Raw genomic sequence first — 23690 nt, forward strand, 5'->3', positions numbered from 1 at the left:
TGACCCGCGTCGGCGACGATGCGGAGCGAAGCGATGAACAGGAGCGACGCCATGACCTCCGTGCACACCCTGCCCGACATCACCGCCACCCCGGCGTGGGACGCCCTGCGCAGGCATCATGAACAGATCGGCGAGACCCATCTGCGCCAGTTCTTCGACGACGATCCCGATCGCGGCCGCGACCTGACCCTGTCCGTTGGCGACCTCTACATCGATTACAGCAAGCACCGCGTCACGCGAGAAACGCTGCGGCTTTTGGTCGATCTGGCGCGCACGGCCAATCTCGAAGAACGGCGCGACCAGATGTTTTCCGGGGTGCACATCAACACCTCCGAGGATCGCGCGGTCCTGCACACCGCGCTGCGACTGCCCCGGGACGCCGCACTGACCGTCGACGGTCAGAACGTCGTCGTAGAGGTGCATTCGGTGCTCGACGCGATGGGTGAGTTCACCGACAGGCTGCGCAGCGGTGAGTGGACGGGGGCCACCGGCAAACGGATCAGCACGGTCGTCAACATCGGCATCGGCGGATCAGACCTCGGGCCGGTGATGGTCTACCAGGCGCTGCGCCACTACGCGGATGCGGGGATCTCGGCGCGCTTCGTCTCCAACGTCGATCCGGCCGACCTGATCGCCACCCTGGCCGACTTGGACCCCGCCACAACGCTTTTCATCGTGGCGTCGAAAACGTTCTCGACGCTGGAAACCCTGACCAACGCCACGGCCGCGCGCCGCTGGATCACCGACGCCCTCGGCGATGCCGCGGTGGCCCAGCACTTCGTCGCGGTCTCCACCAACAAGCGCCTCGTCGACGACTTCGGCATCAACACCGATAACATGTTCGGGTTCTGGGATTGGGTCGGAGGCCGCTACTCGGTGGACTCGGCGATCGGCCTGTCGGTGATGGCCGTCATCGGCAGAGAAGCCTTCGCGGACTTCCTATCCGGGTTCCACATCATCGACCGGCATTTCAAGACGGCGCCGCTGGAATCCAACGCGCCTGTGCTGCTTGGGCTTATCGGCCTGTGGTACTCCAATTTCATGGGCGCGCAATCGCGTGCTGTGCTGCCGTATTCCAACGACCTGGCGCGCTTCGCGGCCTATCTGCAACAGCTGACCATGGAATCCAACGGCAAGTCGACCCGCGCGGACGGCAGCCCCGTCGGCACGGACACCGGTGAGATCTTCTGGGGCGAACCGGGAACCAACGGGCAGCACGCGTTCTACCAATTACTGCATCAGGGCACTCGATTGGTCCCGGCCGACTTCATCGGGTTCAGCCAACCCCTCGACGACCTGCCCACCGCCGAAGGCGACGGCAGCATGCACGACCTGTTGATGAGCAATTTCTTCGCCCAGACCCAGGTGCTGGCCTTCGGCAAGACCGCCGAGGAGATCGCCGCCGAGGGCACGCCCGCCGACATCGTGCCGCACAAGGTGATGCCCGGCAACCGGCCGTCGACCTCGATTCTGGCCAACCGGCTCACCCCGTCGGTTCTGGGCCAGCTGATCGCGCTGTATGAGCATCAGGTCTTCACCGAGGGCGTGATCTGGGGGATCGACTCGTTCGACCAGTGGGGCGTGGAGCTGGGTAAGACCCAGGCCAAGGCCCTGCTTCCGGTGATCACCGCGGACGGCTCACCGACGCCGCAGTCGGACAGCTCCACCGACGCCCTGGTGCGCCGCTACCGCAGCGAACGCGGCCGCACCAGCTGATCCTTTCCTGCCGAGCGTGCGCAGTTGCACGCGCTCGGGCGGCGTGTCGCGGCCAAACACGCACGCTCGCGGCACACAAACTCAGGCGAACATCTTGGTCAGCTGAGGCGGCAGCACCCGCATCAACTGCACCAGCGGCGCCCACGGCCACCGCGGCACCACCGCCCGGCCGGGCTCGCGCTCGATGGCACCGACCAGCGCCTTGACGCCAGTCTCGTTGTCCACCATCAACATTGTGCTCGTCGACTTGGCGGTCATCTCCGACTCGATGTAACCGGGCTCGATCACGGTGACCCGGATCGGCCCCCTGGGGTACTCGGCGCGCAGCGACTCACCCAGAGACGTCAGTCCCGCCTTACTGGCACAGTAAGCGGCCTTGACGCCGGGAACGCCGGTGTTGGCGAGCACCGACGAAATGAGCACCAGGTGCCCGGATCCGTTCTTGTTGAACATCTCCAGCGCGGCCTCGATCTGCACCAGCGCTGCGACCAGATTGGTCTCGATGGTGGCCTTGTTGGCCCAGAGCTTGCCGGAGCCCAGCTTGGCGCCCTTGCCGATGCCGGCGTTGACGACGATGCGGTCGATTCCCCCGAGTTCGTCGCTGAGTTCGGCGAACACCTTGGGGACGGCCTCGTGGTCGTTCACGTCGAGCGCGGCGACGGCGATGTTGATGCCCGGATGCTTCTGCGACAGCTCGGCTTTCAGCTCATCGAGCCGGTCGGTGCGACGCGCACAGAGCGCGAGGTCGCGACCCTTGGCGGCGAACGCGCGCGCCATGCCGGCGCCCAGGCCGGAGCTGGCACCGGTGATGAGGATCTTCTGGCGAGTCACCGGGGCAGCATATCGACGAGTGTCAAGCCCCGGCCCGGCGACTACTTCAGCAAACGCGACATCCGCCGATCGGCCAGTATTTTCCCGCCGGTCTGACACGTCGGACAGTACTGGAAAGACTTGTCCGCGAACGAGACTTCGCGCACGGTGTCGCCGCATACCGGGCAGGGCAGGCCGGTGCGGGCGTGCACCCGCAACCCGGAGCGCTTCTCGCCCTTGAGCGTGGCGGCCCCCTGTCCGACGGATCGGGTCACCGCATCGGTGAGCACCGAGACCATCGCGTCGTGCAGGGTGGCGAGCTGCTGATCGGACAGCTTGCCGGCCGTGGCGAACGGCGAGGTCCGCGCGACGTGCAGGATTTCGTCGCTGTACGCGTTGCCGATCCCGGCGATCACCTTCTGGTCGGTGATGACGGTCTTGATCCGGCCGGTGTTGCCGGCCAACAGATCGGCCAGCGCGTCGGCGTCCAGATCCAGCGCGTCCGGGCCGAGCGCGGCGATTCCGGGAACCTGAGCCGGGTCGTCGACCAGCCACACCGCCAGCCGCTTTTGGGTGCCGGCCTCGGTGAGGTCGAAACCGGGCGCCTCACCCGGCGTACCGAGGTGCACCCGCAGCGCGATGGGGCCCTTGCCGGGCCGCAGCGGCGCCCCGCCCAGCTGGTCCGACCAGCGCAACCAGCCCGCACGCGACAAATGCGCGATCAAGAAGAGGCCGTCGGTGCGCAGCCCGAGGTACTTACCCCACCGCTCGGCCCCGGCGACGGTCTGGCCGTGCAGCGCGCTGATCGGCGGGTCGAAGGTCTTGAGCACGGACAGGGCGGCGATGTCGACCCGGCCGATCGGCAGGCCCACGGCGTGGCGCCGCAGGTGGTCGACCAGCGCTTCGATCTCGGGTAGTTCGGGCACGGTTTCAGTGTGCCGGTCGCAGCAAATAGGTGTCCATGATCCAGCCGTGCCGGGCGCGGGCTTCGGCTCGCAGCGAAACGATGCGCGGCCCCACCTCGCCGACCGTGCCCGCGATGAGCACTTCGTCGTCGGTGCCGAGGTAGGCGCCCCACCAGATCCGCGTGTCCGGCGGGCAGACCTGGAACGAACAGTCGGCGTCGAGCAGCACGACGGCCGATCCCGGACAGGGCCCGTGTGTACGCAGTTGCCTGCCCGTGGTGATCAGGACCGGTTCGCCGACCTCGTTGAGCGGGATGCGGTGCCGGGCGGTCAGCGCCTGCACGGCGGTGATCCCCGGGATGACGTCGAACGTGAAGTCGACGCGCGCGGCGACCGCGTCGAGGATGCGCAGGGTGCTGTCATAGAGCGACGGATCGCCCCACGCCAAAAACCCGCCGACACCGTGTGGACCCAGCTCTGCGGTGATCGCGTCGGCCCAGATCTGCGCGCGGGCGGCGTGCCAATCCGCAACGGCGCCCCGGTAGTCGCCATCGTCTGCGCGCCGGGGATCGACCAGCTCGACGATGCGGTAGCCCGGCGCCCGGATGAACCGCTCGCACACCTCGCGTCGCAGCGCCACCAGGTCGCTCTTCTGCTCGCCCTTGTCCATGGCGAAGAAGACCTGCGTGTCGTTAAGCGCCTCGATCGCCTGCACGGTCAGGTAATCGGGGTCCCCGGCCCCGATACCGATGACGTGGATGTGCCGACCCACTGCGTCGCCTCCCGATGCTCGTTGCCCGTCAGATTGCCGAATCGCAACCTTCGGCATCTAGTCGGGTCCCCAAGTACCCGGTACCATGGGTACCGTCTGAAGCATCCGATGAAGGGACGCCAGCGATGACCGCTCCGACGAAGCCAGGTGGGCCGAGTCGTGAAGAATTCTCGGACCGATTGCTGAAGGGCTCGGTCAAAAAGTCCTACCAACCCGTCGTCGACATCGATTGGGACGCCCCGCTGCATCCGGACAAGTTCTACCTGCCGCCCCGGCTGGTGTCGCTCTACGGCACGCCCATGTGGGACGAGATGACCCGCGAGCAACAGATCGAGCTGTCCCGCCAGGAACTGGTCAACACGCTCTCGGCCGGGATCTGGTTCGAGAACATGCTCAACCAGGCGCTGCTGCGCACGATCCTGCACGAGGACCCGACCAGCCGCTCGACGCACTACAAGCTGACCGAACTGGGCGACGAGACCCGCCACATGGTGATGTTCGGCAAGGCCATCGAACGCATCGGAGCAAAACCGGTGCGCCCCAAGCTGTTCCACCGGATGATCATCAATGCGCTGCCGCTGGCGTTTCAGCGCGGCTCGATGCTGTGGGTGGCCGCCCTGATAGGCGAGGAGATCTTCGACTCGCTGCAGCGACAGATGATGGACGACCCGGAACTTCAGCCAATCATCCAGCGTCTCATGCGGATTCACGTCACCGAGGAGGCACGCCACATTCAGTTCGCGCGCGACGGTGCCCGCAAGCGCGTCGTCGAGATGCCCCGCTTCAACCGTTGGTTCATGGCCAACATCAACGGCTTGGGCGGATATTTCTTCAACTACTTGTTTAGCAACCCGGTCCCCTACGCGCGGGCGGGCCTGGATCCCAAGCGGGCCCAAAGGGTCGCGCGCACCAGCCCGCATCGCCGCGATATGCAGGTTGCCGGCTTCGCTCCACTGGCGGCGTTTTTGACGGAGGTGGGCCTGATGGGGCCGATCGCCCGCCGCGGCTGGAAGCGCAGCAGGTTTCTATGACGGCTGACCATCCGCTGGTTGTCATCGGTGCAGACGCCGGTGCCCGCGGCGTCCGATCCGTTTTGCAGTCGGCCGGCGTGACCGATGTCGCGATGCTGGACGTCTCGGTCCCGCGTTCCGTGTTCGACGAGGACGCCGACGTCTGGACGTTGCACACCGACGGCGACGACGTCGTCCGGGCGCACGTCGTCGTCGACGCGAACCGCCGGCTCGGGACTCCCTGGATACCGAAACTGCCCCAAGACAACGACTTTCGTGGCGTGTCGTTTCACGCCGCGGCATGGGATTGCGGATTCGATCCGTCCGGCAAGCACATCGCGCTGATCGGTACCGACACCACCGCGGCCCACCACCTCGAGCGCCTGGCCCGGGCCGCGGCGTCAGTCACCGTGTACGCGCATGCGCCGCGTCGGGTGGTGGCCGACATCCCGGGGTGGTCCACCCGCGTCAAACGCTGGCTGAGCCGCCGCGCCCGGGCGGGGGCCGCGCGGCCCCGGGTGTCCATCGCCGCCTCGGCGATCGAGGCGGTCACCGCAACGGGCCTGCGCACCGCCGACGGCGTCGACCACCGCGTCGACGCCATCGTCTATGGAACCGGCTTCTTCATCCCCGAAGACGCCGCCGACCACAACTTGATCGGCGCGGCCGGCCTCACCCTGCGGCGGGCCTGGCACGACGGGATGGAGCCGTTCTGCGGGGTGGCGATTCGCGGATTCCCGAACTATTTCGTCATCACCGGACCCGATCGCGACGCCCAGGCGCGCTACGTCGCCGCGTGCCTGAACGCCATGGCGCGCACCGCTAGCGCCCGCATCGAGGTGCGTGCCAGCAGCCAGCGGGTGTTCAACGAGCGGGCTCAGTTGCGGCCGGCGGCGCCGCCCCCGGTGGCATCCGCCTTCGATCTTTCGGCCAGTGCGCCCGCCGGCGACGACACGTACAGCGGAGCCGCCACGCTGGAGATCGGCGGCGCCCGCCATTCGGTACGGGTCCGGCTGACCGGCCATTTGGACCCGCTCGACGGCCGCTATCACTGGCAGGGAACGGTCTTTGGTCCGGCGTCCGAACCGTTGCCGGACGACGTCTTGCGGCAGGCGCGGACCGGCACACTGACCATCGATCGGCGCAGTGCGCCGGCACGCATCGTCGAACAGACGCCGTGGGGATCGCACTCGGTCGTTGGGTTGGGCGCTCCACCCTACGCACTGAGCGAGCGCTGAGCCCCATCTCGGCATCGGCGCGCAGGCCGATCACCGCCACCTTTGCGCTGGTTACCGCACGTTTGGCGGACATACCGAAAAGTTTGGCATGCTGCTCGTGTGGTAATCCCGTTCAAAGCGCGTGCGGGGCGATCGACTCCACAGCGCGTCGGGGCAATGTGACTCGACGCCCCGGCGGATGGGGAGGGGAGCACATCATGCTTCTGCGGGCTTGCGACATAGATTCGGGGGAATCCCGATTGCAGCCTGCGCTTTCCGCCTGCATTGAGGCCGACGACTCGCGAAGTAGACTCTTGCTCCTGAGAGCGAATACTCAAGCGATCGGCCCGGCAGAATTCGAGGAGCGGGAAATGGAACCGGACGCCAGGACCGAGCTCGGATGAACCCCGTGGCCGTTGCGTTGCGGACGGATAACTCGGTAGCCGTTCTGACCGTCGACGGCGAGCTTGATGCCGCCAACTCCACCACTGTTCGCGAGCGCATCCTCAGGGCCGCGTCGGATGAAACCGCCGCCGTCATCGTCAACGTCTCCGGACTCAAGGTGCACGCCGAATCGGCGTGGTCGAGCTTCGTGGGCGCGTACTGGCAGCTCAGCAGCGCACCCCACGTTCCGATCGTGTTGGTGTGCACCGATCGGGCTGCCCGCGATGCGATCAGCCGCAGCGGTGTCGCGCACTTCATGCCGGTCTATTCGAGCGAAAGGGCGGCGATGAAGGCGCTCGGCGAGAACAGCCGCCGTCCGGTGCGGCGGGCCGACGTCCAGTTGCCAGCCGACCTGACCAGCCTGCGCGAGTCACGGCGCATGGTCCGCGAATGGCTCACCACCTGGTCGCAGTCCAAGCTCATTCCGGTGGCTCTGGTGGTGGTCAACGTCTTCGTGGAGAACGTGCTGGAACACACCGCGAGCGTTCCGGTGGTGCGGATCGAAGCGCAAGGTACCGCCGCGACCATCGCGGTATCCGACGCCAGCACCGCGCCCGCGGTGCGCCTGCCGTCGCCGTCGAAGGGCGTCGACGTGTCCGGTCTGGCGATCGTCGACGCGTTGTCACGCGCGTGGGGCAGCACGCCCACCGCGTCCGGCAAGACGGTGTGGGCCGTCATCGGCCCCGAGAACCAGCTCTAGTCCGAACCAGCCTCCGGCGTCCCGATTCCCGGCGCGCCCGTCCGCCGGTTGTGCTGAAACTAGAACACGTTCTAATCTCGAGGGACGAACCCTCCAGGAAGGCAGACGACGTGCGGTTTACCTACGCAGAGGCGATGACTGACTTTAGGTACTACATCCCGCTGGCCAAGGCAGCCGAGGCGGCCGGCTACGACGCCATGACCATCGCCGACAGCATCGCCTACCCCTTCGAATCCGACTCGAAGTACCCTTACACGCCGGACGGCAACCGCGAATTCCTGGACGGCAAAGAATTCATCGAAACCTTCGTGCTGACATCGGCATTGGGCGCGGTGACCACGAAGCTGCGGTTCAACTTCTTCGTTCTCAAGCTGCCCATCCGGCCACCGGCGTTGGTGGCCAAACAGATCGGGTCGCTGGCCGCGATGACCGACAACCGGGTGGGGTTCGGCGTGGGCACCAGCCCATGGCCCGAGGACTACGAGCTGCTGGGTGTGCCGTTCGCCAGGCGCGGCAAGCGGATGGACGAATGCATCGAGATCATCCAGGGCCTCACCACCGGTGACTACTTCGAATTCCACGGCGAGTTCTACGACATTCCCAAGACCAAGATGACGCCGGCCCCCACCAAGCCCGTCCCGATTCTGATCGGCGGGCACGCCGACGCCGCCCTGCGGCGAGCGGCGCGCCTGGACGGCTGGATGCACGGCGGCGGCGACCCGCAAGAACTCGACCACCTGCTGGCCAAACTCAAGAAATTCCGCGAAGAGGCCGGCAAGACGGGGCCCTTCGAGATCCACGTCATCTCGGCCGACGCCTACACGGCGGACGGCATCAAACGGCTCGAGGACAAGGGCGTCACCGACGTCATCGTCGGCTTCCGTATCCCCTACATCAAGGGCAACGACACCGAACCGCTGGACAGCAAGATCCGCAACCTCGAGATGTTCGCCGAGAACGTGATCGCGAAGCTTTAGCGGTCACAGCACATCCCATTTCGGCGCGCGCTTCTCCCGGTGGGCCAAGGCGGCCTCGACCGGGTTATTGGTGAAGCCGCTGAGGATCTGGGTGCGGTTCTCGAGCTCGATGGCATGGCGCAGGCTGGGCGCGTCGAGCGCGGCGTTGAGCCCAATCTTGGTCTGCCACACGCCATAAGCGTTGTTCTCGGCGATCGAGCGGGCCAGCCTGAGCGCGGCGGGCATCAGCTCGTCGGGGGCGACGACCTCGTGCACCAGCTTGATCCGATAGGCCTCGGCCGCGTCGATGATGCGGCCGGTGAGCATGAGCTCGCGGGCCACGCCGGCGCCGACGATTTTCGGCAGCAGGTAGCTGGTGCCCATGTCCATCGACGAGAAGCCCGCCTTGATGAACACCGAACCGAACCGGGCCTGCTCGGACGCGACCCGGACGTCGCAGACCAACGAGAAGGCCAGGCCGCCACCGACGGCGACACCGTTCACCGCGCCGATCACCGGGATGTCCATCTCGTAGATCCGGGTGTAGAGGTTGGCCAACCGAACCTGCGCGTCGTAGTTGACCTTGAACGCCGGGGTGGTCGGCTTGTTCTGCGTCCACGGCTGGCCGGTGCCGCTCAAGTCGGCGCCGGCGCAGAACCCGCGCCCGGCGCCGGTCAAAATCGCCACCCGGAACTCGCCGGTGTCCAGGGCATCGAGCGCGTTGTCGACGCCGTCGATCAGCGAACCATCGATGGCGTTGAGGCGCTCGGGCCGGTTCAGGGTGATGCAGGCGATGTCGTCTTCGAGGGCTTCCAGTGTCACTGCGGGCATAGGGGAACCGTAGGCGACGTGCCCAGTTACCGATGAGGCATACGGTGGTTTTGCCACACACCACAGGAGAAGCCATGGCACGAACCGAAGGCGACAGCTGGGACCTGGCCAGCAGCGTGGGCGCCACCGCCACGATGGTCGCCGCGGCCCGCGCGGCCGCCACCAAACACCCACAACCGGTCATCACCGATGAGTTCGCCGAGCCGCTGGTGCGTGCCGTCGGGCTGGACGTGTTCACCAAGCTGGCCAGCGGCGAACTCGATTCGGCCGACCTCGAGGAGGGCATCGCCTTCTCGCGGATGGTCGACACCTTCGCCGCCCGTGCCCGGTTTTACGACGACTACTTCGCCGCCGCCGGCCAGGCCGGGCTGCGCCAGGTGGTGATCGTGGCGTCGGGGCTGGATTCGCGGGCCTACCGGCTGCGATGGCCGGTCGGGACCACGGTGTATGAGATCGATCAGCCGGAGGTGATCGCGTTCAAGACGGCGACGCTGGCCGAGATCGGCGCGGCCCCCACCGCCGAATTCCGCACCGTGGGCATCGATTTGCGCGACGACTGGCCGACGGCGTTGCAGGAGGCGGGTTTTGACCCGGCTCAGGCGACGGCGTGGCTGGCCGAAGGAGTGCTGATCGGATTCCTTCCGCCCGATGCCGAAGTGCGGTTGCTGGACGCCATCATCCCGTTGTCCTGCGAGGGCAGCCGGTTCGCCGCCGATTTCGGGACCGTCGCCCCGTCGACGCCAGAGGGGCAGGAGCAGGCGCGGCGCATGACCGAGGGGTGGCGGCGGCAGGGGCTCGAGCTGGACATCGCCGGATTGGCGTACCCCGGCGAGCACACCGACGTCGCCGCGCACCTGGCCGCAAACGGGTGGGATACCACCACATTTCGGCTGGCCGACCTGTTCTCCGCCGCGGGGCTGCCGGAACTGCGACCCACCGAACAGGAGGTTCCCGCCACCACGATCAGCTTCGTCAGGGCGCTGCGGCTCTAGTCTGCGCTGCGGATCACGCGGACCGTTTCGCCAACCATTCGGCCTGCATAACCAGCAGCGCCATGACCTCCAATTGCGGTGTTTGGGGGTCGAGTTCCCGGTATCGCTGATAGACGTTGACCACGACGCGCTCGGCGTCCAGCCAGGTTGCGTACTCGCCGAGGTCGATGGTGTCGGCGGCCTCGGCCCACGACAGCCCCCGCCGGTAAGCGGCCTCGGCCTGTTCGGCGACGTGCACGAGGTAGCCACGCACCGCCCGGATTCCATCCGGGTCGGTGACGGGGCCGTGGCCGGGGACCACCGTCGGTGCGTCCAGCGCGATCATCGCGTCGCACGCCGCCACCCAGTTGGCGATCGGGCCCGCCCACACGATGGGCGTGCAGCCGATGAACAACAGGTCGCCGCCGAACAGCACGCCGGCGTCGGGCACGTGCACCACCGAGTCGGCGGCGGTGTGCGCGGGACCCAGATTCAGCACGTCGATCCGGCGCCCACCCACCTCGACGAACAGGTTGCGGTCGAAGGTCTGGTCGGCGTTGCGCAGCGTGATGTTGCTGAAGTCGAAGTGCCCGAAGCGTTCCCGCGTGTACCGCGTCGCCACCGGCCCGAGGTTGGCCGTCTGCGCCATGGCCAGCATCTCGGGGGCCATGCCGTGCTCGATCTCCTCGGCGGTGCCGCAAGCGGCGATGATGCGCACCGACGCGTCGAGCAGCTGATTGCCGTGGGTGTGGTCGCCGTTGGAGTGGGTGATCACCGCGTCGGTGATCGGCGCCGACTCGGTGATGGGTCGCATCGCGGCGAGCATTTCGCGGGTCAGCGCCAGGTCGAACAGGGTGTCCACCAACAAAGACGCGCCGTCGCCGGCGATCAGCCCGGCGTTGCTCCACCCGTAACCACCGTCGGGCAGCGTCCACGCCCATACCCGGTCGGCGACCGGATGCAGCCCGCGGGTGTAGGGCACCCGGGCCGGCGCGCGGTTGATCCGCTGCGCGGCGGGGGCGGCCTCCGGATTGGGCCGGGCGGCCAACGCGTGGGGTGCGCTGCTCGCGCGGACCGTTTGCCGGGTCTCCCCCAAGCCCTCGACCGCAAGCGCGACGACGTCGCCGTCGTGCAGCCAGCCCGGAAACGATTCGAGCGCCTGGGGATCGAGGTGTTCGACCAGCGTGCAGGTGGGCACCGTACCGGAGCCGATGACCTCACCGGGATGCAGCGTGACGCCCCGCGACGCGTAGGAGATGACCTCGCCGAAGCTCCAGTCCATCTGGGCCGTCGACCCGGTACCGATGACCGTGTCGTTGACCATGGCGGTGACGCGCAGGTCCAGCTTGCCGGGATCGGCGGGGTCGAGGTACGGCTCGAGCTCGTCGGGGGTCACCAGGTAAGGACCCAGCGTGACCCCGCTGTCCTTGCCCTTGCCCTGCCCTATCCCGAGCTGGCTTTCCATCTCCTGCAGGTCGCGCGCGGACCAGTCGTTGAAGATGGTGTAGCCGATGATGGCCTGTTCAGCCTGCTCGACGGTGAGATTCTTCCCGCCGGTTCCGATCACCGCGGCGATCTCCAATTCGAAGTCCTGCCACGCGCTTCCGGGTGCCGTCGGTGCGTCGTCGTAGGGTCCCAAAACGGTTGTCGGACAGGCGAAGTAGAACGCGGGAATGCGGTACCAGGTGTCGGCGAGCACCCGCCCGGCGCCCAAGGCGGCTTGGCAGTTGCGCATGTGGTCCAGAAAGCACAGCGAATCCCGGATCGACAGCGGACGCGGAATCGGTGCCAGCAGTCGCACGTCGGCGAGCGGGACCGTCGTCGCCGGGGCGCGTTGCGCTTGCTCCCCCGCCTGCCGCAGCCCCTGCGAGCCGCGCGCGATCAGGTCGATCAGCGTCACGCCCGGCGGCATCGCGTAGATGGTGTCTTCGGCCAGCACCCCGACGCGCTCGCCGTCATCGCCCTGGTAAGTAACCCATTTCACTCGCGTGCCACCTCACTTGCCTCCTTGTCCGGGCGCAGCCCCCGCCAACTCGATTGGCGCAACCGGTCATCCGGTGTCCACTCGCTATAGCGCACCTCACCCACCAGGACCGGCTTTACATACGTCACGCCACGGGCTTCGCCGCGGGGCAGCGGGGGGTGGAACGGGGACTCATCGGTGTGCAGCGGCGCCAGCGTCTTCTTCAGGTTGGCCAGGTCGCGTTCGGTGAACCCGGTGCCGACGCGCCCCGCGAAGTGCAGGCCGCCGCCGCTGGGGATGCCCATCAGCAGTGAGCCGATGCCGCTGCTGCGTCCGCCTTCCCCGGCCTTCCAGCCGCCGATCACGACTTCCTGGGTGTTCCAGTGCTTGTCCTTGATCCACGACGACGAGCGCCGGCCGGGCTGATAGGTGGAGTCGCGCCGCTTGGCGATCACCCCCTCCCAGCCGCGCTTGTCCGAATGCTCCAGCGCCTGCGCGCCGCCTCCGGGCAACAGTTCGGGAACGATGAGATCGCTGCCGGCGGCCAGCATTTCCAGCACCTTTCGCCGGTCCGAGTAGCGGGCCCGCAGTAGCGAGCGGCCGTCGAGGTAGAGCACGTCGAACGCCCAGAATTCGACGCGCGAACCTCGGCCTCGGTTCTGCATCTCGTGAAAGTTGGGCACGCCCGAGCCGTCCAACACCACGGCCTCGCCATCGAGGATCACGTGGTGCTGGGCGAGATCGGTTGCCAGCGACTGCAATTGGGGGTATTCCCGGGTGACCTCTCGGCCGCGGCGGGACCGCACCCGCAGCGCGCCGTGGTCGGCCTCGATCAACAGCCGGTAGCCGTCCCATTTGCCTTCGAACGCCCACTGGCTCGCCTTGAGCGCCGTCACCGAGCCGTGGGTGGCGAGCATGGGGGCGACCGCGTCGAATTCGAAAACCTTCTGGTCCTTCATCCGGTGCGCCAGCCACTGGTCGCCATTGGTTTGGATCAGTGCGTAGCGTCCGGAGATCTTGCTGCCGTGCAGATTGACGATCACCTCGTCGTCATGGAACTTTTCGGCTTCGTAGGTCCCCGAATCCCAGATGATCACCTTCCCCGCGCCGTACTCCCCTTTCGGGATGATGCCTTCGAACCCGCCGTATTCCAACGGGTGATCCTCGGTGTGGACGGCCAGGTGGTTCACCGAGGTGGTGTCGGGCAGATTCTTCGGTACCGCCCAGGACACCAGGACGCCGTCTCGTTCCAGCCGGAAGTCGTAGTGCAGCCGGCGGGCGTGGTGTTCTTGGATGACGAAGCTGTTGCCCTGCCCGACAGCGGGTTTCGCCGCCGGAACCGGCTCGGGGGTTTTCGACGCGTCACGCATGCTGCGGTATTTCGTCAACCGATCCGCAACGGGCGCATCCTCGTCCAGCGGCGCCAGCAGGTCGCCGTCGCGGGCCACCCGCTCCAGCACCTCGTCGTAGCGCAGCTGGCGCAGCGACAGGTCGTCGAGTTCGGCCCAGGTCCGCGGCGCCGCCACCGTGGGTTGTTCGCGTCCGCGCAGCGAGTAGGGCGCGATCGTCGTCTTGGAGCCGTTGTTCTGACTCCAGTCCAGGAAAATCTTTCCGGCCCGCAGACTCTTGGTCATGGTCGACGTCACCAGCTTGGGCATCGTCTTTTCCAGCTGCTGCGCAACGCGTTTGGCCAATACCGTGGCACCCTTGCTGCTCACGGGCTCGGCGAGCGGCGTGTACAGGTGCAGGCCCTTACTGCCGCTGGTGAGGGGGTAGGTGGTCAGCCCCATCCCGGTGATCAGTTCGCGGACGGCGTGCGCCACCTCGGCCAGCTGGGCCATCGTGACGCCTTCACCGGGGTCCAGGTCGAACACCAGGCGGGTCGCCGGTCCGGGTTTCAATTCCTCGGCCCGGCTGCGGGTCCACTCGGCGATGAAACGCCACTGCGGCACGTGGACCTCCAGCGCGGCCTGTTGGGCGATCCAGGCCAGACCGGCGGGGCTGTCGATGATCGGGTACGTCGTCGTCCCGGATCGATGGGTCACGCTGGCGCGCGGCAGCCAGTCGGGCGCCGATGCGGCCAGTTGCTTTTCGAAGAAGGATTCTTGGTCGACGCCGTTGGGCCAGCGCTTGCGGGTGGCCGGACGGCCGGCGATGTGCGGGGACATCACCTCGGCGATGCGCGTGTAGTAGTCGAAAATTTCGCCCTTGGTGGTGCCCGTGGCGGGGTACAGCACCTTCTCGGCGTTGGTCAGTTTCACCCGAGGTGCCATGGTGTCAACCTACGCGTTCGACCGGGGTCGAAATGGCCTGACCACAGGCTATCGATTTCGCCGTGAAACTATTGTGTGACATCACCCACGGACGCGTTGACCGACCATCATCGGCCGGGTACAGGTGGAAGACAATGTTTGATGTCATCCCACCCCCTTGGCGTCGGGACTTCGCCGTGCCCCTGAGCGACGCGACTTTGCGACTGCATTCCCGGCGGGTGGACGTGCCCGCTTATGACAGATCGAGCCTCCAGCGTGGTGTCGTTCACATCGGTGCGGGAAACTTCCACCGCGCACACCAGGCGGTGTACTTCGACGACCTTGCCTGCTCGGGCATTTCCAACCGCTGGGGAGTCACCGGCGTCAGCCTGCACTCCCCTGACGTCAAAGACCTGCTGTCCGCCCAGGATGGGCTGTACACCGTCGTGCAGCGCGGCCACGACCGCCAGACCGCCCGGGTGGTCGGCTCGATCGGCGCGGTTCACTACGCACCCGATGACGACTCAGCGGTCCGCGCCGCCCTGGCGGATCCCCAGACCCGGATCGTCAGCCTGACCATCACCGACAACGGATATTTCCTGAATCCCGCCACCGACGAGTTCGACGCCGACAACCCCGACGTGCGCGCTGACCTCGTCGCGTCCGGTGGCTATGGCACCGCGTGGGGATATCTGGCCGAGGCTCTCGACCAGCGTCGCCGCGCGGGCATCGCCCCGTTCACCGTGCTCTGCTGCGACAACGTTCCCGGCGACAGGCGGCCGGCGAAAACCGCGCTGGTGTCGTTCGCCGCCTTGAAGGATCCCAAGCTCGCCCGCTGGATCCGTACGCATGTCGCGTTCCCGTCCACCATGGTCGATCGCATCACCCCGCAGACCTCGACGTCGGAGCGCGATTTCGTCGAGCGGACCTTCGGGGTCGCCGACAAATGGCCGGTGGTGACCGAGCCTCATCGCCAATGGGTGATCGAGGATTGCTTCAGCAATGGGCGGCCCCCGCTCGACGAAGTCGGGGCCGAATTCGTCGCCGATGTCAGCGACCACAAGCTGATCAAGACCCGACTTCTCAACGGAACCCATATCGCGCTGGCGTGCCTGGCCACTCTGGCCGGTTACCAGTCCACCGACGAAGCGATGCGGGACCGCGTCATTTTCGACTACGTCGAAAACCTCCTGCGCGACGAGATTCAGCCGCTGCTGCCCCCCGTGCCGGGGATGAACACACCCGGATACCGGCGGACGCTGCTCCAAAGGCTCGGCAATCCCCGCATGAGCGACCAGCTGTCTCGGCTGGCCCGGCGGGGAACGAGCAAGATCGCGACGTTCGTGCTGCCCTCCCTGCAAGAGGCGATCGCGCGGGGCAGGCCCCACACGCTGCTGATGATGGCCGTTGCCGGTTGGGCGCGCTACATGCGCGGCCACGACCTGCACGGGCGTAAGCTCCGACTCGAAGATTCCCAGGCGATACCGGTGACCAGGTTGGCCAACATGGCCGGCAACAACCCCGATCCGCTGCTCAGCCATGAGATGTTCGCGGAGGTACGCGCGGTTCCCGGTTTCGCCGAGCGCCTGGGCGCCATGATTGCCGACATCGACGAGCGCGGTGTGGTGCCCGCGCTGCGTGACGCGATGCGCGACCACGAGCGGGAGTTGGTGTCGCGATGAATGGCCTGACCTTTGTGCGCGCCTTCGATCCGGCGCCGATTACGACCGTGCTCTGCGACGCCGACGACAACTTGTTCGGCTCGGAGAGGCCGGCGTTCGACGCCTCGACCGAGGTGACCAACCGTTTCCTGGCCAGGTTCGGTGTGACGTCGCCGCTGAGCTGCGAGGAGCTGCGCAAGCGGGCCGTCGGGAAGAACTTCCGCACCACCGCCCTCGACCTGGCGGTGCAGTGTGAGGTGCCGCTCGAGCAGACGCTGGCCCACGGCCGTCCCGCGGCGGTGATCGCCACGGCCGGCGACGTCGCCGGCGGCCGCGCGTTGTCCTCCGACGAACTCGAGCAGTGGGTGGGCGAGGAGCGTGAACGGGTCACCGCGCACCTTTCGGTCACGCTGACCCCCGATCCGGAGGTGCTGGAGCCGTTGCGAGACCTCGCAACGCGCTACGCACTGGCGGCGGTGAGCTCCAGCGCGACCAGGCGGCTGCGTGCCTGCTTCACGGCCACCGGTCTCGACGAGCTCCTACCGGAGACGGTGACGTTCAGCGCGGAGGATTCTCTTCCGGCGCCGACAAGCAAACCCGACCCGGCGGTGTACTCCCATTGCGGGCAGGTGCTGGGCGTCGCCGCCGAACAGGGGCTGGCCATTGAAGATTCCGTGGCGGGGGTGACGTCGGCGGTGGCCGCCGGCTACGCGACCATCGGCAACCTCATGTTCGTGTCGCCCGACGAACGGGAATGCCGCCGTGAGGAATTGATCGAGGCCGGTGCTGTCGCGATCACCGATTCGTGGCGTGCCATCGCCGATGCCCTGGTGTTGTCGGCCGCGCCCAGTGGAGGTTCGGTAGCCCGGTGACGATCCGGGCACTGACCCGGGGAGGAGTTGGCCAATGGAGGCTACCGGAATCAACCTGAACAACGCGACGCTCGCGACGCTACCGATCCAGGCGCCGACCTACGACCGCGGCAGCGTGACCGTCGGCATCGCGCACATCGGCGCCGGCCATTTCCACCGCGCGCACCAGGCCGCGTACCTCAATTTGCTGCTGCAGCAGGGCCTCGCGCACGAGTGGGGCATCTGCGGGGTGGGGGTGATGCCCGCCGACTGGACGATGCGGGACGTGCTCAACGGCCAGGACGGGCTCTACACGCTTATCTTGGAGAACCCCGACGGCACCCGGGATGCCCAGGTGATCGGCTCGATCATCGACTACCGCTACGCCCCGGACGACCCAAATTCGGCTTTGGAGGTGCTGGCCGCGCCGTCCACCCGGATCATCTCGCTCACCATTACCGAGGGCGGTTATCGCGACCCGGACGGGCCCGCGTTCGCGTTGATCGTCGAGGCGTTGGCCCGCCGGCGCCGGCGCGGGATCGCCGCGCCGACGATCCTCTCCTGCGACAACATCGAGAGCAATGGTGAGGTCGCCAGGCGTACCGTGCTGGCAAGCGCGGACCGGACAGATCCCGAGCTGGCCGAGTGGGTGGCGGAGCACGCCCGCTTCCCGAGTTCGATGGTCGACCGCATAACTCCGGCAACGACTTTGGAGATGGCCGCGGAGGTGCGGCGCGACTTCGGCGTCAATGACCGGTGGCCGGTGGTGGCCGAGCCGTTCACCGCCTGGGTGATCGAAGACGACTTCGCCGATGGCCGGCCACCGCTTGACAAAGCGGGCGTGCTGTTGGTCGATGATGTGCGACCTTACGAGCTGATGAAGCTGCGACTGCTCAACGCGGGCCATCAGTTGCTGGCCTACTTCGCCCATCTCTGCGGCTTCAAGTACGTCCATGAGGCCGCGAGCGATCCGTTGTTCGCCGAACTTCTGCTTGCCTACTTCGACTCAGAAGCCATTCCGACGCTCCCCCAGGTGCCCGGGATCGACCTGCACGACTACACCCGCACGCTGGTCGAGCGGTTCGCCAACCCGGCCGTGCGCGACACCGTCGCGCGGCTGTGCGCCTACGCGTCGGATCGCATCCCGAAATGGCTGTATCCGGTCATTTGCGACAACCTGGCCAGCGGCGGGCCGGTTCGGCTGGCGGCAGCCGCGGTGGCGAGCTGGGCACGATACGCCGAGGGTGTCGACGAGTGGGGCAAGCCATACGAGGTACTGGATCAGCTCGCGGACTCGCTCATTCCGATCGCCCGGTCTCAGCACGAGAATCCGACCGCGTTCATCGAAATCACCGCGCTGTTCTACGATCTGGCCCATCAGCCCCGGTTCGTCGAAGCGTACCGCTGGGCGCTGGATTCGTTGCACAGCAAGGGGGCCCGCGCGACGCTGGAGGCCTTGGTGCGATGACCCGCGGGCTGGTCATCGGCGAGTCGCTGATCGACATCGTCGAGGCCGACGAGCATGTCGGCGGGAGCCCGCTCAACGTCGCCGTCGGACTTGGCCGGCTGGGCCGCGAGGTCGACTTTTTGACCTCGATCGCCGACGACGCGTACGGCAGGCGCATCGCCGACTACGTCGAATCCGCGGGCGTGCAACTGCTTTCGGATAGCACGACGGCGCGGCGCACGGCGACCGCGCGCTCGACGATCGCCGAAGACGGATCGGCCGACTACGTTTTCGATCTGGACTGGCGGCTCTCCGGAATGCCGCCGGTCACGCCGCCGCTCTTCGTCCACACCGGATCGATTGCCGCCGTTGCGGATCCGGGTTGCCTGGCGGTGGCGGCGCTGATCGATACCTATCGCGTCTCGGCCACGGTCACCTTCGATCCGAACGTGCGGCCGTCGCTGATCGCCGACCGGGAGCTGGCCGTAGCGCGCATCGAGCATCTCATCGAACGCAGCGACATCGTGAAGGTCAGCGAGGAAGACTTGCGCTGGATCGAGCCCGCTCACCCGCCCGCGCAGATCGCGCAGGCGTGGCTGCGGTTGGGCCCCGCCATCGTGGCGGTGACGATGGCCGACCGCGGCGCGGTGGCGTTCTGCGCGGCGGGGGTCGCCAGGGTGCCGACGCGCGCGGTCCGCGTGGTCGACACCGTCGGCGCCGGCGACTCTTTCATGGCCGGGCTGCTCGACGCGCTCTGGGAATCAGGATGGTTGGGCGGCGACCAACGCGCCGCGTTGCACGGGATTGATGTGGACACGCTGGCGGCGGCACTCGAGGCGGCGAGCATGTGTGCGGCGCTTACCGTTGCACGCGCGGGAGCTGACCTGCCGGATCGGGCTGCGCTGGACGCCGCTTCGCGTCGCTAGGGGTGCCCTCCGGCGTTGCCCGGTGTCTGGCCGGACGATCCCACGTCGTAGCCCCGTCGTGCTGTTTTGCCGGAGGCCCTCCGGGCATACTGATCTGCATGCGCTCCATCTGGAAGGGTTCCATCGCGTTCGGGCTGGTGAACGTCCCGGTCAAGGTGTACAGCGCCACCGAGGACCACGACATCAAGTTCCACCAGGTGCACGCCAAGGACAACGGCCGCATCCGATACCAGCGCGTGTGCGAGGTGGACGGTGAAGTCGTCGAATACCGCGACATCGTCCGCGCCTACGAATCCGACGACGGACAGATGGTCATCATCACCGACGATGACATCGCCACCCTCCCCGAAGAACGCAGCCGCGAGATCGAGGTGCTGGAGTTCGTCCCGGCCAGCGACGTGGACCCGATGTTGTTCGACCGCAGCTATTTCCTCGAGCCCGACTCGAAGTCGTCGAAATCCTATGTGCTGCTGGCCAAGACGCTGGCCGAGACGGACCGCATGGCGATCGTGCATTTCACGCTGCGCAACAAGACCCGGCTGGCGGCCTTGCGCGTCAAGGACTTCGGCAAGCGCGACGTCATGGTGATCCACACGTTGTTGTGGCCCGACGAGATTCGTGACCCGGACTTTCCGATCCTGGACAAGAAGGTCGAGGTCAAGCCCGCCGAGCTCAAGATGGCCGGGCAGGTGGTGGAGTCGATGGCCGAGGAGTTCAACCCCGACCGCTACCACGACGACTACCAGGAGCAGCTGCACGAGCTGGTCCAAGCCAAACTCGAAGGCGGAGAGGCGTTTACCACCGAGGAGCAGCCGAAGGAGCTGGACGAGACCGAGGACGTCTCCGACCTGCTCGCCAAGCTGGAGGCCAGCGTGAAGGCGCGCTCCGGTAACGGCAAGGCACCCACGAAGAAGGCGCCCGCGAAGAAGACCGCGGCGAAGAAAACGGCCGCCAAGAAGGCTCCAGCCAAGAAGGCGGCCGCGAAAGCGTCGGCGAAATAAGCCTGGTCAGCGTTTGCGCGTGGCCAGGAAGCGGGTCAGCGCGGCGACGATGTTGATCACGGCGACCATGATGATCAGCGTCAGCGCCGCACCCCAGATCCGCAAAAAACCCGCGTGTTCGGGGTTGGTGAGTTCGGTATAGATCAGCAGCGGGAGCGACGCCATGTTGCCGTGGAAGATGTCGAGGTTGATCGACCGGCTGTAGCCGACCAGCACCAGCACCGGCGCCGTTTCGCCGATCACCCGCGCGACGGACAGCAGGATCCCGGACACGATGCCGGGCATCGCGATCGGGAAGACGATCCGCACGATGGTCTTCCATTTGGACACGCCGAGTGCGTAGCTGGCCTCCCGCAGGTCGTCGGGCACCAGCCGCAGCATCTCCTCGGCCGAGCGCACCACCACCGGCAACATCAGCAAGACCAGCGCCAGCGACACCGCGAACGAACTCTGCTGGAAGCCCAGGGTGGCGATCCAGAGGCTGAAAATAAACAGCGCCGCCACGATCGAGGGCACCCCGGCGAGCACATCGACCATGAACGTCGTCAGCCGCACCAGGCGCCCGGACCCGTATTCGACCAGGAACACCGCGGTCATCAGGCCCAGCGGTACGGCCAGGACGGCCGCCACCCCGGCCTGCACCAGCGTGCCGTACACCGCGTGGTAGACGCCGCCGGCGAACTGTTCCGGCAGCACGCCGTGTAGCGAGTGGGTCCACCACCCCGACCGCGTCACGGCGTACCAGCCGCGGGCGACGACGATCCAGAGCACCCAGATCAGCGGCACCAGCGCGACGCAGAACGAACCCAGGAAGAAAAGCGTCGCGGCGTTGTTGGTGATCCGGCGCCGAAAGCTCAGCGGCCGGAACACCTCGACTTTGACCGGTCGGTCCAACGCATCAACGGTCACGAGCGCCGCTCTCCCCCGCAAGCGGGAGGTGCCCCCGCATCGTCGCTTCGCCCTGCATCCTCACCGGCGCGGGTCACCAGCGCCGCTCCTCGTCGCGGATCATCCGTTGACCTTGCCTCCGGCGATCGCGCGGGCGAGCGCGTTGACGACGAACGTCAACACGAACAGCGCGAATCCCGCCGAGATGTACGCACCCGTCGGCAGCGGCGAGCTGAACTCCGCGGCCGCCGACGCGATCTTCGATGCGAACGTGTAGCCGCCGTCGAACAGCGACCAATTACCCGGGTGGGCGGCTGACCGCAGGATGATCAGCACCGCCACGGTCTCGCCCAGCGCCCGGCCCAACCCGAGCATCGAGGCGGCGATCACACCGCTGCGGCCGAACGGCAGCACGGTCATCCGCACCACTTCCCATTTGGTGGCGCCCAGCGCCTGGGCCGCTTCCATCTGGATGTGTGGGGTCTGCCGAAACACCTCGCGCGAGACGGAGGTGATGATCGGCAGGATCATCACCGAGAGCACCACGGCGGCGGTGAAGATTGTGCCGCCCCCGGCCAACGAGACGTTGCCCTGCTTGAACAGGAACAGCCAGCCCAGGTGGCGATTGAGATACGACGCCGCCGGCTCAATGCGCGGCGCGAGCACGAAAATGCCCCACAGGCCGAAGATGATCGACGGCACGGCGGCGAGCAGATCCACCACCGCCCCGAAGGGACGCGCCAGCCGCTTGGGTGCGTACTGGGTGAGGAACACGGCGATGCCGACCGCGACGGGGACGGCCAGCACCAGCGCGCTGAGCGAACTGAGCACCGTCACCATCAGCAGGTCGCGGATGCCGAACGCGAGGTTGTGCGGGTCGCTGGTGCTGAATTTGGCGCTGGTGAAGAAGTTCGCGTGGTTGACGCGCAGCGACGGGACGGCACGCAGCAACAGGAACACCGCAATCAGCAGGATGGCGACCACGATCGTCGAACCGGCGGCGGCGGCGATCAGCTTGAACAGGCGATCGGCCCGCCGGCCCACGTGTTGACTCAGCGCTGTGAGTGCCGGCTTCTCCGGGATGGACGGGCCGATTGCTGTTCCTCGTGTCACGACCATCCCAGGCTATGTGATGGCGTTGATGGAAGCAGACAACCTCGACTTGAACGCGTCAGGGATGGGGATGTAGCCGTTGTCGGCCAGGCCGTTCTGCCCGGCGCCGATGGTGGTCTGCAGGAACGCCTTGACCGCCGTACCGACCTGGGCGTCGGGATACTTCGAGCAGACGATCTCGTAGGTGGCCAGCACGATCGGGTAGGAACCGGCCTGGGTCGGCTTGTAGAAGGACAGCGTGTCCAGCACCAGGTCGTTGCCCTGGCCTTTGATCTTGGCTCCGGCGATCGTCTTGCCCACCGAGTCGGCGCTGATCGACACCGCATCCGGGCCGGCCGAGGTGATGATCTTGGCCATGCTCAGCTGCTGCGCCTGAGCAAACGACCACTCGTTGTATGTGACCGATCCCTCGGTCGCCTTGATCGCCGCCGAGGTGCCGTCGTTGCCTTTTGCTCCCTCGCCGACGCCACCCTTGAACGTCTTGCCGGCGCCCTTGCCCCACGCGCCGTTGGAAGCGGCATCGAGGTACTTCTGGAAGTTGTCGGTGGTGCCGGATTCGTCATTGCGGAATACGACGTGAATCGGCTCGGATGGCAGGGTGGCTCCCGGGTTGAGCGCCTGAATCGCGGCATCGTTCCACGTCGTGATCGCACCGTTGAAAATCTTGGCGGCCGTGGTCCCGTCCAGGCTCAGGGAATTGAGGCCCGCGACGTTGTAGGTGATGGCGATCGGCCCGAAGACCACCGGCAGGTTCAGCGCCGGCGACCCGCATCGCTGTTGCGCAGCGGCGTATTCGTTGGCCGCCAGGGGCGAGTCCGACCCACCGAAATCCGTTTGCTTACCATTGAATTCGCTGATTCCCGCGCCGGACCCGTTGGCGGTGTAGTTCAGCGTCTGGCCGGGGCAGGCCTGCTCGTATGCGTTGACGAATCGGGTCATCGCGTTGGCCTGGGCCGTCGACCCGCTGGCCTTGAGGGCTTTCTTTCCGCCGCAGCTCACGTTGCCCGGCGAGGAGCCGCTCGTTGCGCTCGCGCCGGTCGAGTTGTTGTCGCTTCCGCACCCGGACAGCGCCAGCGCTGCGGCGCTCAGGACACTCAGCACGGCGCCAAATCGGTTGAGGTTCAATTCGCTTCCTTACAGTAGGGATGAAACAGCCTCGCCGCCGGTGGGTAAGACTTCGCCCGACCGGCCCGTCTCGCAGCCCGAAGCTAACAGTAACAAGGTTAAATGTGAGCAAATTGTTCGCCGAACGGCGC

The 23690-nt window shown here is 66.9% G+C and carries 20 protein-coding genes and 1 pseudogene; 11 read left to right on the forward strand and 10 right to left on the reverse strand.

Features of this window, described 5'->3' with window-relative positions; all coding sequences use genetic code 11:
• Positions 1-51 precede the first annotated feature (51 nt).
• Positions 52-1716 (forward strand): glucose-6-phosphate isomerase, encoded by a 1665-nt coding sequence (gene pgi / locus BST14_RS08610; protein WP_083064174.1) that lies wholly within the window; start codon positions 52-54, stop codon positions 1714-1716.
• Between the two features lie 81 nt (positions 1717-1797).
• On the opposite strand, the gene BST14_RS08615 is transcribed toward pgi, so the two are convergent.
• The 4 genes and pseudogenes from BST14_RS08615 to cobF all read right to left on the reverse strand — a co-directional run bounded on the left by BST14_RS08615 (position 1798) and on the right by cobF (position 4203).
• Complete coding sequence (locus BST14_RS08615) at positions 1798-2547, reverse strand: SDR family oxidoreductase (RefSeq protein WP_083064098.1); 750 nt, start codon at positions 2545-2547, stop codon at positions 1798-1800.
• Between the two features lie 41 nt (positions 2548-2588).
• Positions 2589-3047, reverse strand: coding sequence for a zinc finger domain-containing protein (locus BST14_RS30825; protein WP_245845345.1), 459 nt, complete (start codon positions 3045-3047; stop codon positions 2589-2591).
• Positions 3048-3215: 168 nt separating this feature from the next.
• Positions 3216-3452, reverse strand: a pseudogene (locus BST14_RS31380) (DNA-formamidopyrimidine glycosylase family protein); the annotation flags it as partial.
• Positions 3453-3456: 4 nt separating this feature from the next.
• The gene (cobF, locus tag BST14_RS08625; protein ID WP_083064100.1) at positions 3457-4203 is read right to left on the reverse strand and encodes a precorrin-6A synthase (deacetylating); all 747 of its coding nucleotides are present in this window, start codon (positions 4201-4203) and stop codon (positions 3457-3459) included.
• 125 nt (positions 4204-4328) lie between these two features.
• Here cobF and BST14_RS08630 point away from each other — a divergent pair, with 125 nt between their 5' ends.
• From BST14_RS08630 to BST14_RS08645, 4 genes are all read left to right on the forward strand, one after another.
• On the forward strand, positions 4329-5234 hold the full coding sequence (locus BST14_RS08630; RefSeq protein ID WP_083064101.1) for an AurF N-oxygenase family protein: 906 nt from the start codon (positions 4329-4331) through the stop codon (positions 5232-5234).
• Complete coding sequence (locus BST14_RS08635) at positions 5231-6451, forward strand: DUF4873 domain-containing protein (RefSeq protein ID WP_083064102.1); 1221 nt, start codon at positions 5231-5233, stop codon at positions 6449-6451. Before BST14_RS08630 ends, BST14_RS08635 begins: the two co-directional genes overlap by 4 nt.
• 379 nt (positions 6452-6830) lie before the next feature.
• Positions 6831-7574: an STAS domain-containing protein gene (locus BST14_RS08640; protein WP_083064103.1), complete on the forward strand. Its 744-nt coding sequence runs from the start codon at positions 6831-6833 to the stop codon at positions 7572-7574.
• Positions 7575-7684: 110 nt separating this feature from the next.
• Positions 7685-8551, forward strand: a complete 867-nt coding sequence (locus BST14_RS08645) for an LLM class flavin-dependent oxidoreductase (protein WP_083064104.1) — start codon at positions 7685-7687, stop codon at positions 8549-8551.
• Positions 8552-8554: 3 nt separating this feature from the next.
• On the opposite strand, the gene BST14_RS08650 is transcribed toward BST14_RS08645, so the two are convergent.
• A complete protein-coding gene (locus BST14_RS08650; RefSeq protein ID WP_083064105.1) occupies positions 8555-9361 on the reverse strand; it encodes an enoyl-CoA hydratase/isomerase family protein in 807 nt (268 codons plus the stop codon).
• 74 nt (positions 9362-9435) lie between these two features.
• Between BST14_RS08650 and BST14_RS08655 the strand changes: the two genes are divergently transcribed.
• Complete coding sequence (locus tag BST14_RS08655; protein ID WP_083064106.1) at positions 9436-10353, forward strand: class I SAM-dependent methyltransferase; 918 nt, start codon at positions 9436-9438, stop codon at positions 10351-10353.
• A 13-nt stretch (positions 10354-10366) separates the two neighbouring features.
• Here BST14_RS08655 and BST14_RS08660 read toward each other — a convergent pair whose 3' ends face one another.
• Together BST14_RS08660 and BST14_RS08665 are read right to left on the reverse strand one after the other, a co-directional pair.
• The gene (locus tag BST14_RS08660) at positions 10367-12316 is read right to left on the reverse strand and encodes a fumarylacetoacetate hydrolase family protein (RefSeq protein ID WP_083064107.1); all 1950 of its coding nucleotides are present in this window, start codon (positions 12314-12316) and stop codon (positions 10367-10369) included.
• The gene (locus BST14_RS08665; protein WP_083064108.1) at positions 12313-14568 is read right to left on the reverse strand and encodes an ATP-dependent DNA ligase; all 2256 of its coding nucleotides are present in this window, start codon (positions 14566-14568) and stop codon (positions 12313-12315) included. Before BST14_RS08665 ends, BST14_RS08660 begins: the two co-directional genes overlap by 4 nt.
• 134 nt (positions 14569-14702) lie before the next feature.
• Between BST14_RS08665 and BST14_RS08670 the strand changes: the two genes are divergently transcribed.
• From BST14_RS08670 to ku, 5 genes are all read left to right on the forward strand, one after another.
• Positions 14703-16229 (forward strand): mannitol dehydrogenase family protein, encoded by a 1527-nt coding sequence (locus tag BST14_RS08670; protein ID WP_083064109.1) that lies wholly within the window; start codon positions 14703-14705, stop codon positions 16227-16229.
• Positions 16226-17080 carry an HAD family hydrolase gene (locus BST14_RS08675; protein WP_083064110.1) on the forward strand — a complete coding sequence of 285 codons (855 nt, stop codon included), beginning with the start codon at positions 16226-16228 and terminating at the stop codon, positions 17078-17080. The genes BST14_RS08670 and BST14_RS08675 overlap by 4 nt, the downstream gene beginning before the upstream one ends.
• A gap of 34 nt (positions 17081-17114) precedes the next feature.
• Positions 17115-18527 (forward strand): mannitol dehydrogenase family protein, encoded by a 1413-nt coding sequence (locus BST14_RS08680; protein WP_083064111.1) that lies wholly within the window; start codon positions 17115-17117, stop codon positions 18525-18527.
• On the forward strand, positions 18524-19432 hold the full coding sequence (locus BST14_RS08685; RefSeq protein WP_083064112.1) for a carbohydrate kinase family protein: 909 nt from the start codon (positions 18524-18526) through the stop codon (positions 19430-19432). The genes BST14_RS08680 and BST14_RS08685 overlap by 4 nt, the downstream gene beginning before the upstream one ends.
• Positions 19433-19530: 98 nt before the next feature.
• Positions 19531-20433 (forward strand): non-homologous end joining protein Ku, encoded by a 903-nt coding sequence (gene ku / locus BST14_RS08690; protein ID WP_083064113.1) that lies wholly within the window; start codon positions 19531-19533, stop codon positions 20431-20433.
• A 6-nt stretch (positions 20434-20439) separates the two neighbouring features.
• On the opposite strand, the gene pstA is transcribed toward ku, so the two are convergent.
• The 3 genes from pstA to pstS form a co-directional block, all read right to left on the reverse strand.
• Positions 20440-21342, reverse strand: a complete 903-nt coding sequence (pstA, locus tag BST14_RS08695) for a phosphate ABC transporter permease PstA (RefSeq protein ID WP_083064114.1) — start codon at positions 21340-21342, stop codon at positions 20440-20442.
• Between the two features lie 99 nt (positions 21343-21441).
• Positions 21442-22440, reverse strand: coding sequence for a phosphate ABC transporter permease subunit PstC (gene pstC, locus BST14_RS08700; RefSeq protein ID WP_083064115.1), 999 nt, complete (start codon positions 22438-22440; stop codon positions 21442-21444).
• A 6-nt stretch (positions 22441-22446) separates the two neighbouring features.
• Positions 22447-23559, reverse strand: a complete 1113-nt coding sequence (gene pstS / locus BST14_RS08705) for a phosphate ABC transporter substrate-binding protein PstS (protein WP_083064116.1) — start codon at positions 23557-23559, stop codon at positions 22447-22449.
• Positions 23560-23690: the final 131 nt, after the last annotated feature.

This window comes from Mycobacterium arosiense ATCC BAA-1401 = DSM 45069 (genome assembly GCF_002086125.1).
In the GTDB taxonomy this organism is placed as follows: Bacteria; Actinomycetota; Actinomycetes; order Mycobacteriales; family Mycobacteriaceae; genus Mycobacterium; species Mycobacterium arosiense.